Source organism: Dehalococcoidia bacterium, assembly GCA_040902535.1.
GTDB lineage: Bacteria > Chloroflexota > Dehalococcoidia > DSTF01 > JACRBR01 > JBBDXD01.
The window spans coordinates 82,747-94,017 of record JBBDXD010000003.1; the positions used below are offsets into that span (position 1 = coordinate 82,747).

Here is an 11,271-nt window from a genome sequence, read left to right on the forward strand (position 1 = left end):
CGCACGACCCCCCAACCACGTCATCCTGAGCAAGCGAAGCGCCGCGAAGGATCCTCCTACCAACCGCGCCGTTTGCACGCAGCGACTCCGCCTCGCGCCGTCATCCTGAGCGAAGCGAAGGATCCCGCCTTCGCAGACGCACCACCCGCCAAACCCCGTCATCCTGAGCAAGCGAAGCGCGCCGAAGGATCCCGTCACGGTACAGCCATCGCATACCCACCCCGCCGTTGCACGCAGCGACTCGCCACACTCATACCAGCGACCAGCGACCAGCGACCAGCGACCAGCGACCAACAACCAGCGACCAACAACCAGCGACCAGCGACCAGCGACCAGCGACCAACAACCAGCGACCAGATCACACATTGAACAAAATATTCAGCACGTCCCCATCCTGCACGACGTACGTCTTCCCCTCCTGCCGCACGACGCCCCGCTTCTTCGCCTCCGCCATCGACCCGGCGTCGAGCAGATCGCCCCACTGCACGACCTCCGCTCGGATGAAGCCACGTTCCAGGTCGGTGTGGATCTTGCCCGCCGCCTGCGGCGCCGTCGCCCCGCGCTGCACGTTCCACGCCCGGCACTCGTCGGGACCGACCGTGAAGAACGGGATCAGCCCTGTCAACTCGTACGACATGCGGATCATCCGGTCGAGCCCGGCTTCCTTGATCCCCAGGTCGCCGCGAAACTCCGCCGCATCGTCATCGGACATCTGCGCCAGTTCCTGCTCGATCTTGCCGCTGATCGCCGCCACCGCGCGGTGCTCGCCGGCGAACTGCGCGAACTCGCCCTCGACGTCGCTGCTCCGCGCCACGTCGCCCTCGCCGATGTTCACGACGAGCAGCAGCGGCTTGTCGCTGAGGAACTGGTAATTGACCAGCAGCTTCGCGTCCTCCGCGTCGATCCGCTGCGCGCGCAGCGGCGTCTCAGCCTCGAGCGCTGCCTGCAGACGCTTGAGCAGCGCCACCTCGCGCTCCGCCTGGTCGCGCTCTCCCGCCTTCATCGAACGCGTCGCGATCTCGATGCGCTCCAACCGCTTCTCGATGAACGCCGCGTCGGCGAACGCCAGCTCCAGCTCCATCGCCTGCGCGTCCCGCATCGCGTCGACGCTGACCTGCGGATGCGGCACCGTCTCGTCCTCGAACGCGCGTACGACGTGGATCAGCGCGTCGCAACGCCCGAGCTGCGCGACGAACTGCGCCGAGGGCCCCTCGCCGCTGCTGAACGCCTCGCCGGGAAAGTCGATGTAGCGGATATCGGCCAGCGTGAACTTCTTCGGGTCGAAGAGCTTCGCCAGCCGGTCGAGCCGGTCGTCCGGCACCTTCACCACGCCGATGTTCGGCTGCACGCCGGCGCCGTAGGAGCCCGTCTCGGCATGCCCCTTCGTTACGGCGTTGAACACGGTCGTCTTGCCGGATCGCTGAAAGCCGATGATGCCGAGGTCCACGCCGTCAGGTTATCGGCGGCTTGCCGCAGCCGGTAGTACGCAAAGCGAGGACGCGCTCGATGCGTCCTCGCGAGTGCGGCGACGTTCCAGGTCAGGTGCGGTCTTCGAATTCCTCCGGCGTCTCGGCGCGCGACTCGAACGCGATCTCCGAGTTCTCCGCGAACACGTCGTCCGCCTCGCGCGCGTCGTCAGCAGCCATCTCGCCGGGTTCGCGCAGCGATCCGGCCGGCGCGTCGGGCAGCGGCAACTGGCCCGCAGCCGTCCCCGCCCGTCGGCCTCTCCGGCGTGCGTTGCCGTCGTCGTCGCCGCGATCGTCGCCGCGATCGAAGTGGTTCGTCGTGTCGCCCGGCACGACGCGAAGACGCGGCTTGCCGGTGGACTCCACGCCGGCCTTGTCGCCACCCGCCCCCAAAGCGATCTTTGCGTTGGTCCAGAAATCGACGTCGAACGACAGGTTGCCCGGCGAAACCACGATCACGTGCTCGCGCACCGCGGCTCCCGTCTGCTCGCGCTCGTCGGCCAGTGCCCGGTCGTAGTCCGACTGCTTCTTGCGGCTGGCGCTGCTCCGGCCCATGGGATAGTTCCTTTCCTGGCGGATATGCGGACGCGGGTGCATGTCAGGATAGGGACTATGCGGCGGCGTCGAAGCTACAGCCGGGAACGATGAGATTGCGATCCCGTAGCAGGCGCGCCTACCTTCCCCGCGCCGTCATCTCGGTCATCCCGCCGTGTACGCCGGGCCACGTCGCAACCGCCGCGGCGATGACGCGTACCGCCGCCTTCTGCGACGGCCACACGAAGCGTTCGACGATCTCGTCGGACGTGTACCACTCGAACGCCGTATGCTCCGCCGATAGTACGACAGGCGCCGCCCCTTCGACGAACGCCGCGAACGCCGGCACCAAGTGTACGGCGTCCGTCCACTCGCTGTAAAACGTCTCGACGTAGTCGGTCTTGAAGAAGCGTGCCGGCGCCAGCCCCGTCTCCTCGACGGTCTCCCGCAAGGCCGCGGCATACGCCTTCTCCCCCTCATCGATCATGCCGTGTACCGCCTGCCACGTGCCCTCGTGCAACAGCCCCGGCGCGCGCAGCAGCGCCAGGAAGCGCGCCTCCCGATCGACGATCGTGAACACGTAGGTGGAGATCGACCCCGTGATGACGTCCATGTGCCTCCGGCGCCGTGTGCGCCCGACCCCGCGACGCTCGACTAAGCCTACCCGCGTGCCGTCCGCGCTGTTACATCGTTTCAACGCAGACGTAACCCGCCCGCAATCAAAGCGTCACTCCCAATCGGGATAATGACTCCAGCAGTCAGGCCCCGCTGGACAAAAGGAGCGCTGAATGGACGCCAGGCCGCAACCATCCGCCGACGACCGTGATCGTGACGACGACCGGCGGTTTCCGGTGCGGGTGCGCACCCCGTTCATTCGGCTCCTCCGTCCGGAAGCGGACGCTGCCGATACAGCCATAGGCGGCATAGGGAGGCGAGATCGGGGCTGAAGAGCCTGGTCGCGCTAACGACGAATGTGAAGGCCGGACGAAGGTCCGGCCTTCCTGCATATCCGCGAACCGCGACGCGAATGCCGTGCGCCTGCCCGTCTAGCCGTCCGGCATCCCGATCACGAGCGCGCCCTCGTCCGACGGCGTCGTGATCGCCGTGCGCCCCGGATACCCGCGCGCGATCGCCTCCTGCATCATCCCCCGCGCAATGCGCTCCTCGTGTTCGATAGCCAGCGCTGCGATCGTCGAGCCGCCGCCGCTCAGGTACGCCGCGAGCGCCCCCGCGGACTTCGCCGCCGCAAAGATGTCCGTCATGCCCGGAAAGATGCGTGCGCGCGCCGGCTGATGCATCTTGTCCTGCGTCGCGACGTCCAGCGCGCCCCACTCGCCCGCCGCCAGCGCCGCCACGAGCAGCGCCGCCCTGCCGATGTTGTGTACTGCGTCCTCCTTCGAGAGCGTCTGCGGCAAGAGCTTGCGACTCTCGCTCGTCGGCATCTCGAGTTCGGGAATGAACAGCACGATCTTCAACCCGGCCGCGATCGCCACCGCCACGTGACGGTACGACGCCCCGTCCTTCACGACGACGCGCAGGCCTCCGAAGAGCGCCGGCGCCATGTTGTCGCCGTGCCCTTCCAGACCAGCCCCCAGGCTCAGCATCTGGTCGTCCGTCAGCGGCCCGCCCATCAGCGCGTTCGCCCCGACGAGGCCCGCCGCGCGGGCCGTCGCGCTCGCCCCTAACCCGCGTCCGATCGGTATCGTCTGCTCTCCGTACGCCTGCATCTCCGGCGGCGCATCGACGTGCGCGAGCCGGTATGCCGAGCGTGCAGCATCGAGGACCAGCCGCGACAATCCGTTCGCCGGCTCCGTCTGATGCGACAGTGCGAGCGTCACGTCCTGCGTGATCGCCAGCGCCAGCCCCAGGCTGTCGAGGCCAGCGCCAAGATTCGCCGATGTCGCCGGGACGCGCACCATTACGGATCGTGCCATCGTCGCGAGTGTACCTGAACCGTATTTGGTCTCGGGACACTCGCCCGCAACCACGCACCATGCGTCATCCTGAGCAAGCGAAGCGCCGCGAAGGATCCCATCCGCGGCGACCACCTCAGTCAACGCGCAAAAACCGCGCATCCCGGGCAAAACCAACTCCCCCTCTCCGCCCGGCGGAGAGGGGGCCGGGGGGTGAGGTCACCCCCCCGCGATCCCCAACTGCTCGCGATAGTCCGGCTCCATTGCCTGCAGGATCCCCGCCTCGACGTACTTCTCGTACGGCAGCTTGAGCGCCATCGAGATGAACTGCGCCGGCACCGGCAGCGTCGGCGTATTGCCGATCGCGCCGCCTGCCTGCAGCGCGGCGATCTCATCCTCTGAGTAACCCAGTTCCTTCAGCACCTCGTCGTTGTGCTCGCCCAGCATCGGCGCATGACGCCGCGGCCCCGTGTCGAAGCGCGTGAACCGCGCCGCGACGTGCTTCTGCAGCAGGCGCTTTCCGAGCATCGGCTGCTCGACGACGTCGAACTGCTTGCGCGCCGTGAATTGCGGGTCGAGCAGCGCCTCTTTGCCGTTGAGTACCGCCGCCGCTTTCACGCCCGCTGCCTGCAGCGTGTGCATCACCGCATAGTGGTCCCGCTGCGACGTCCACTCCGTGATCGCCGTGTCCAGCTCGTCGTGGTGCTTGTGCCGCGCCAGCACCGTCGCGAAGCGCGCGTCCGAAAGCCAGTCCGCGTGCCCCATCGCGCCTGCAAGGCGGTCGAACTCCGCGTCGTTCGCGCATGAGATCACCACCCAGCGATCGTCACCAGCGCACCGATAGCAGCCCTGCGGCGCCGCCCAGTCGCTACGGTTGCCGGTACGCGGCCGGAGCCGCTGGTTCATCTGGTATTCCATCAGCGCGGCGCCCATCACCGGGATCGCCGCTTCCTGCTCCGAAAGATCGATGTACTGGCCCTTGCCCGTGCGCCGCCGGTACGCGAGCGCCGTCAGCACCGCGCCCGCCCCTATGAAGCCGGAGTACGGGTCCGTGAACGACAGCCCCGACCGCATCGGCGGCCCGTCCCGGTACCCCGTGATCGATGAGATCCCCGACGCCGGCTCGAGCCCCATGCCGTACGCGCCGAAATCACGCATCGTGCCGTTCTGCCCGTAGCCCGATAGCGAGATCATGATGATGTCCGGCTTGATCGCCTTCACCGACTGGTACCCCAGCCCGAAGTTCTCCATCACCCGCGGCGTGAAGCTCTCCGCGACGACGTCCGCCCCGGCGATCAGCTTCTTCACGATCTCGATGCCCTCCGGCTTCGCCAGATCGATCATCATCTCGCGCTTGTTCGCATTGCGGATCACGAAGTACGACGCCCGGTGCCATGGATGGTCCAGGCCGTCGTTCTCGGTGATGATCAGATTGCGCGTCACATCGAGCCGGCCCGGTGACTCGAACCGGATCACGTCCGCGCCCAGGTCGCCGAGAATACGGGTGCAGGTAGGCCCGGCGAACACGTGCGTCAGGTCGACGATCTTGATCCCGTCGAGCGGCAGTTCCTGCTGGCTCATATCACCCCCCGGTCGCTCATCACCGTCAGATCGTCCTTCTCGTATCCGGCGTCCGATGTCAGCACCTCCGCCGTCGCCTCGCCGAGCTTCGGCGCCGGGCCGAACTGCATCGGCGTCTCGCTCATCTTGAACGGCGCGCCCGTATGCCGCAGTTCTCCGTCGTCGGCGTGCTTGATCGTCGTGAAGAACTGCCGCTCGTGAAGGTGCTCGTCCTGCAAAAGATCGCTCGCCGTCGGCACGAAGGCGAAGGGCATGCGCAACGCCTGCGCCGTCATCACGATCTCCATCGCCGTATGCGATGAGAGGTAGGGGTGGACCATCTCGTCGAACTCCTGCCAGCGCAGCATCCGCTCGCCGCCCGACAGAAAGAACGGGTGCTTGTTCAACTCGGGATCTTCGAGCAAGAGCGCCATCGGCGAAAGCGTCTCGACCGTGAGCGGCGTCGGAAAGCCGGTCGCGCCCGGGATCAGCACGATGTGCCCGTCGGCGCACTCGACGATGTCGTTCGGGTAACCAAAAATGTGCCGCGAGTAGAAGCGGCGTCGCACCGCGCCCTGGAACGCGTACATCGCGGCGTTATACTCGTCCGCCGCCGCAACAGCCTCCGCCATCGACACGTCGACGTGCTCGCCGCCGCCGCGCTTCGTGCGGTTCTCGAGCGCCGCGAGGATGCCGAGCCACAGGTGGATCCCGGCGACGTACTCGCCCGCCTCGCCGCCGGTCGTCAGCGGCTCACGGTCCGGCGCGCCGGTGTTGTACATCAGCGTGCTCAGCGCCATCGCTGTCAGGCTGTTGCCGTCGTAGCCCGCGTACGGCCCCGTCGCGCCGAATGGCGAGACCTGCGCGAAGATCAGCTCCGGGTGCTCGCTCTTCAGGTCGTCGTAGCTCAGTCCCCACGACTTCAGCGTCGAAGCGCGTTCTCCGCAGACGAAGACGTCCGCATGCGCCAGCAGCTTCTTCAGCACCACCTGCCCCGACGTCACGGCCACGTCGAGCGTGACGCTGCGCTTGCCGGTGTTCAGGTGCAGGAACAGGCCGGACCTCTCCCGGTCCGGCGTGTCACCCGGGAAGGGACCGTATCGCCGGCTCACGTCGCCGCCCGGCGGCTCGATCTTCGTGACGCTGGCGCCGGTGTCCGCCAGCAACTTCGTCGCGTACGGGCCGGCAATCCCCTCGGAAATATCGACGATGCGCAGTCCTTCGAGCGCGCGGTCCGCCATGGCGCCTCCATTCCAGATTCGAAGGGGAGCATACGATCGCCCGTTCCGGCGATCAATTCGCGCACTCCGCCAAAAGGTGGAGAAACCGCGTCCCCCCAAGGTCACGGCCGCTAACCCCTCCCTCGTCCGATACCACGCGCCGCGTTATCGCAGATAATCCCCACAGATAGAGATAGACATACGGACGACATCGAGACGCAAACAAGACGGATCAACGTGTAGAAACCTCCTGAGAGCAGACGACACGAAGAGCCAGACGACCCCCTCGCAGGCAAGTGCCGGGCCCCGCCGCCCGGCACTTGTCGTTTTCACGTCCGCCGCTGTCCTGCTTCGCTCTCGGACTTCCCTACGGCATGATCCTGTACAGCCGGAACTTCTCAACCGACGTCTGGTAAATGACCGTCGCCTCAAATTCTCGCGTGATCGCGTCGAAATACGCGTCGTAGCCGGTGCCGCCCTTACCGAGATCGTCTCCATTCGCTTCGAACCGGCTGTAGACGTAGTACACCGGCTGGCCCGCAGTTAACGATGTCTCGACGATGCCCGTGATCTCGTCGACCTTCTCCGGCGTATTGCCGGTCGCCAGCGAGTGGTCGATGAGGTCGAGGTGCGTGATATCTTCGTTCGCGCCCTGCACGCCCCTCAGCACCGCGCCGACAAGCAGCGAATCCGCAGGCAACCCGGCGACGACAGGACGCAACTCGCGAAACGCCGCTTCATCCGAACTCGATGCATTCCGCCCCCAATGCCGCGCCGTCCCCGCGCCCCCGACGAGCAACGCGCTGACGAACAGGATCACCGCCGGCGCCCCTAACGTCCGCCGGATCGGCGCCCATCCCGAATTGGGCGCGCCTGCAAGCAGCGCGGAAGCTCCGTGCGCCGACAGAAGTAGCATCAGGAAGAGCGGCGCCAGCATGTAGCGGTGGTTCGCGAACAGGAATGGCGCGTGCATCAGCGGCCACGCGATAACCATGTACGTCGCCGCCATCACGAAGGCGCGGTCGCGCGTCCAGAGCCGGCGTCCCCCCGCCAGCGCAAGCGGCACGATGAACGGCGCGTACAGCGCACCGCCCATGATCACGGACAGATAGAATCCCACATTTCCCGCGTACCTCGACAAGGTCATCGCGCCGCCGCCGGCCGTGCCGAACCAGCCGCCGGCCACTATCCCCGCCAGCGTCAAGGCCGTCATCGCCGCACCCGCGGCAACGATTGTGCGCATGCCAGCACGGGGGCGCTGATCCGCCGTCGGCGCCAGCCCGTAAATCAGCACCGCTGGCAGGATCGCGATGTTCGAAGCACGAATGTTGATCGCCACCGCGAGCACCAGGCCGTACGCCAACCCCGCCACCCATCCCCGCCCCCGCACGATGTTCGCCCCCAATACAGCGCTCAGCAACCACGCCGTCCCGATGATGTCGAACAGCCCATCGCGCGAGAAATAGACGAACAACGGCAACGCCGCGACCGAGAACGCCGCCATGAGCGCCGCCCGCTCATCACCCATCATCCGTCGCGACCACACGTACGCGAGCACCACGAGCGCCAGCGAGAAAACGACAATCACGCCCTGCATCGTCGCGAGCGTGTCCGGAAAGATCAGGTACGCCGGCGCAAGCGTCACGGCGATCCCGGGCGGGTACAGCCTGGACAGCGGGAAGTCGCCGCCGATGAGCCGGCTCGCCGCCGCCATCTGCTCGTACGTGTCGGGCGTCCATGCCTGCAACTCCAGCCGGTACAGGCGCAGAAAAGCCGCCACGCACACGATAAGCGCCGGCGCCGCCCACGTCCTCGCGACATGCCGAGCCAGGTCGTACGCGCTCGACGCGACCAGTGCGCCGATCGGGCGGTCGATGCTTGCCGATTCCCTCAGGTTCATAAGGTGCTCATACAGGGTTTCGGCCACCGGAAGCCGAACTTGAGCGCGGCACCCCCCGAAGCTGCGCGGACCAAGCGAGCGCCGTTCGATGGCCAAGGGCCAGGCGCCGTGCGCGCAACGAACGGCGCGGGCTTAACGCCCGCGCTAATCATCTACCCAACCATCTGTGTCATCTGTGCGAATCTGTGGAAAAACGGCCCTGACCTACGCCTCGAGCAGCCGCCGCGTCCGCGATGCGCCATTCGTCGCCGCCTCGTTGGCCGGCGCCGCGCCGTTCGCCTTCGCCGCTTCGATCTCGTCCGCGAGCTGCGCGAACGCGACGAGCATGCTCGTCTTCGCCCGCAGCGTCATGCTCAGCCCGTTCAGCAACCCGAACACCCGTCCGATGAGCAATAGTTCCGGCGGCACCGCCGTCAGCGGATTCTTGCGCAGCAAGCCGCTCACGTCTTCGTACGACTCCTCGAACACGTCGCCTTCGGCCCAGCCCGCGCCCGTCTCGTTGATCTGCTTCGCGATCCGCCCGACGTAGGCGTCGCCGAGCTGCTCGTAGCCCGCCGCGTCGTCCTTCTTCGTGCGGAATCCCAGGTCACGGAACGCCGTGCCCATCAGCGCGCTATTGCCCGAGAGGATCGCGCGCGTGAACTGGATCAGCACCTGCTGAAACGCCGGCGGCAACTGTTTCGCTTGCCCGAAGTCGATCAGCACGAGCTTCGGTCCCGGCAGCACCATCAGGTTCCCCGGATGCGGGTCCGCATGGAAAAACCCGTGATTGACGATCATCTCGGCGAACGCGAACACCAGGATCTTCGCGATGTCCGTCGTGTCGACCCCCATGCGCTGCATGCCCTCGTAGTCCGTGATCTTTACGCCGTCGATGTACTCCATCGTCAGCACGCGCCGCGTCGTGTGCTCCCAGTAGATCGCCGGCACGACGATATCTTCGACGTTCGCAAAGTCCGCCGCGATGCGTTCGGCATTGCGTCCTTCGTTGATGAAGTCCAGCTCCAGCGGAATGTTCGCGCGCATCTCCTGCGCCACGAAACGATAGTCCATCGACCGGTCAAGCTTGTTCAGCAGGCCGATGAAAAACTGCATGTTGTCCAGGTCGATGTCCACGATGTGCTCGATGCCCGGATACTGCACCTTCACCGCGACCACGCGCCCGTCGTGCAGGACCGCCCGGTGTACCTGCGCCAGCGACGCCGACGCCACCGGCTCGCGGCCAAACTCGACGAACACATCTTCCAGCCGCTTGCCCAACTCCCGCTCGATGTGCTCCCTGATCACGTCGAACGGCTCCGGCGGCACTTCGTCGTGCAGCCGCGACAGCGTCTCGACGTACGCCTCCGGCAGCACGTCCGGCCGCGTGCCCAGAAACTGGCCGGTCTTGATCAGCAACCCCTGGTTCTTCACCGCCGCCTCGTAGAACTTCTTCGCGCTCCACCAGTGGTGCGCCTCGCGCTTCGGGTCGCCCCACGCCTTGCCCTTACGCTTCTCCCGGAAGCTGATCACCTTGTAGCCCAAAAAGACGCGCGCCAGCATCCGCCCCACATTCGTGAAGCGCCTGACGCGATTCCGCGGCGCGCGAATCCGCTGCCGCTGACCGTATTCCGGCGAAGAAACCGTGCGTTGAGCCATGTTCAGTCGTCATGTTACGGGAATCACAATCCTACGGCCATCACCTGACACCACGTCATCCCGAGCAAGCGCAACCACGCGCCACTCGTCATCCTGAGCAAGCGAAGCGCCGCGAAGGATCCCATCGCGGCGACCATCTCACTCAACACGCGGAAAACTGCGCATCGCGCGCCAAACGCGCTCCCCCTCTCCGCTCGACGGAGAGGGGGCCGGGGGGTGAGGCCCGCAGCACCCCAACCACGCGCCATTCGTCACCCAAACTACATATCGCCCAGCATCCAGCATCCAGCATCCAGCACCCGCGACCGCGTGCCACCACCTCAACCCGCCATCATTGGCCCTTGCGGCAACCGCCCTGCAAACTGACGATCTCCCCGGAGGGACGATGGGCCCACTCGAACGCATCCGCACCGCCACCAGGGGCATGCTGCCCGATACGCTCGGCCTCCGCTTCGTCGAGGTCGCGCCCGAACGCGTCGTCGCTGAGGTCGACGTGACGGAAGCGCTCTGCACCGTGCCCGGCGTCATGCACGGCGGCGCCATCATGGCCCTCGCCGATACGCTCGGCGGCGTCGCGACGAGCCTCAACCTGCCGCAGGGCGCCGGCACCACCACGATCGAGTCGAAGACGAACTTCTTCGCCCCCGGCCGCACCGGCGAGACCGTCCGCGCCGAGTGCACCGCGCTCCACCGCGGCAAGCGCACCATGGTCTGGCAGACGCGCGTCACCGGCCCCGGCGATCGCCTGCTCGCGCTCGTCACGCAGACGCAGATCGTGCTCGATGTGCGCAAGTCGGAGCAGGAGATGCTCACCGCGCTGTTTGATGGCAAGTCGCTCGACGAACAAAAGACGCTGCTCGCCCAACTCGAGCGCGGCGGCGCCGCGTTGTATCGCGCCTTCGCGGCCAACGAGCCAGACGCCGCGACAAAGGAAGCCCTCCTCGAAGCCGCCCGCCGAGAAGAACAAAACGCCGAAGCCCTCGGCGGCTAACCCCGATCAACAACTCCGCAGATCTCGAAGAGGACTGGGCGCCTGGTTC

General features: G+C 66.6%; 9 protein-coding genes. 1 reads left to right on the top strand and 8 read right to left on the bottom strand.

Annotated features, from left to right (window positions below):
• Positions 1-358: 358 nt before the first annotated feature.
• From ychF to WEB52_01705, 8 genes are all read right to left on the bottom strand, one after another.
• On the bottom strand, positions 359-1,447 hold the full coding sequence (ychF, locus tag WEB52_01670) for a redox-regulated ATPase YchF (GenBank protein MEX2225139.1): 1,089 nt from the start codon (positions 1,445-1,447) through the stop codon (positions 359-361).
• Between the two features lie 91 nt (positions 1,448-1,538).
• Positions 1,539-2,021 carry a hypothetical protein gene (locus tag WEB52_01675; GenBank protein MEX2225140.1) on the bottom strand — a complete coding sequence of 161 codons (483 nt, stop codon included), beginning with the start codon at positions 2,019-2,021 and terminating at the stop codon, positions 1,539-1,541.
• A gap of 118 nt (positions 2,022-2,139) precedes the next feature.
• The gene (locus WEB52_01680; GenBank protein MEX2225141.1) at positions 2,140-2,613 is read right to left on the bottom strand and encodes an NUDIX domain-containing protein; all 474 of its coding nucleotides are present in this window, start codon (positions 2,611-2,613) and stop codon (positions 2,140-2,142) included.
• A 433-nt stretch (positions 2,614-3,046) separates the two neighbouring features.
• On the bottom strand, positions 3,047-3,934 hold the full coding sequence (gene thrB / locus WEB52_01685; GenBank protein ID MEX2225142.1) for a homoserine kinase: 888 nt from the start codon (positions 3,932-3,934) through the stop codon (positions 3,047-3,049).
• A 198-nt stretch (positions 3,935-4,132) separates the two neighbouring features.
• Positions 4,133-5,494: a CaiB/BaiF CoA-transferase family protein gene (locus tag WEB52_01690; GenBank protein ID MEX2225143.1), complete on the bottom strand. Its 1,362-nt coding sequence runs from the start codon at positions 5,492-5,494 to the stop codon at positions 4,133-4,135.
• On the bottom strand, positions 5,491-6,714 hold the full coding sequence (locus WEB52_01695) for a CoA transferase (GenBank protein ID MEX2225144.1): 1,224 nt from the start codon (positions 6,712-6,714) through the stop codon (positions 5,491-5,493). Before WEB52_01695 ends, WEB52_01690 begins: the two co-directional genes overlap by 4 nt.
• Before the next feature lie 346 nt (positions 6,715-7,060).
• The gene (locus WEB52_01700; GenBank protein ID MEX2225145.1) at positions 7,061-8,593 is read right to left on the bottom strand and encodes a glycosyltransferase family 39 protein; all 1,533 of its coding nucleotides are present in this window, start codon (positions 8,591-8,593) and stop codon (positions 7,061-7,063) included.
• 204 nt (positions 8,594-8,797) lie between these two features.
• On the bottom strand, positions 8,798-10,231 hold the full coding sequence (locus tag WEB52_01705; GenBank protein MEX2225146.1) for an AarF/UbiB family protein: 1,434 nt from the start codon (positions 10,229-10,231) through the stop codon (positions 8,798-8,800).
• Positions 10,232-10,616: 385 nt separating this feature from the next.
• On the opposite strand from WEB52_01705, the gene WEB52_01710 reads away from it, so the two are divergent.
• On the top strand, positions 10,617-11,222 hold the full coding sequence (locus WEB52_01710; protein MEX2225147.1) for a PaaI family thioesterase: 606 nt from the start codon (positions 10,617-10,619) through the stop codon (positions 11,220-11,222).
• The last annotated feature ends 49 nt before the right edge of the window (positions 11,223-11,271 follow it).

What these genes read in the sequence shown, in the direction of transcription:
- WEB52_01675 (MEX2225140.1), bottom strand. Translation starts at nt 2,021, where the DNA reads ATGGGCCGGAGCAGCGCCAGCCGCAAGAAGCAGTCGGACTACGACCGG.
- WEB52_01680 (MEX2225141.1), bottom strand. Translation starts at nt 2,613, where the DNA reads ATGGACGTCATCACGGGGTCGATCTCCACCTACGTGTTCACGATCGTC.
- thrB (MEX2225142.1), bottom strand. Translation starts at nt 3,934, where the DNA reads ATGGCACGATCCGTAATGGTGCGCGTCCCGGCGACATCGGCGAATCTT.
- WEB52_01690 (MEX2225143.1), bottom strand. Translation starts at nt 5,494, where the DNA reads ATGAGCCAGCAGGAACTGCCGCTCGACGGGATCAAGATCGTCGACCTG.
- WEB52_01695 (MEX2225144.1), bottom strand. Translation starts at nt 6,714, where the DNA reads ATGGCGGACCGCGCGCTCGAAGGACTGCGCATCGTCGATATTTCCGAG.
- WEB52_01700 (MEX2225145.1), bottom strand. Translation starts at nt 8,593, where the DNA reads ATGAACCTGAGGGAATCGGCAAGCATCGACCGCCCGATCGGCGCACTG.
- WEB52_01705 (MEX2225146.1), bottom strand. Translation starts at nt 10,231, where the DNA reads ATGGCTCAACGCACGGTTTCTTCGCCGGAATACGGTCAGCGGCAGCGG.
- WEB52_01710 (MEX2225147.1), top strand. Translation starts at nt 10,617, where the DNA reads ATGGGCCCACTCGAACGCATCCGCACCGCCACCAGGGGCATGCTGCCC.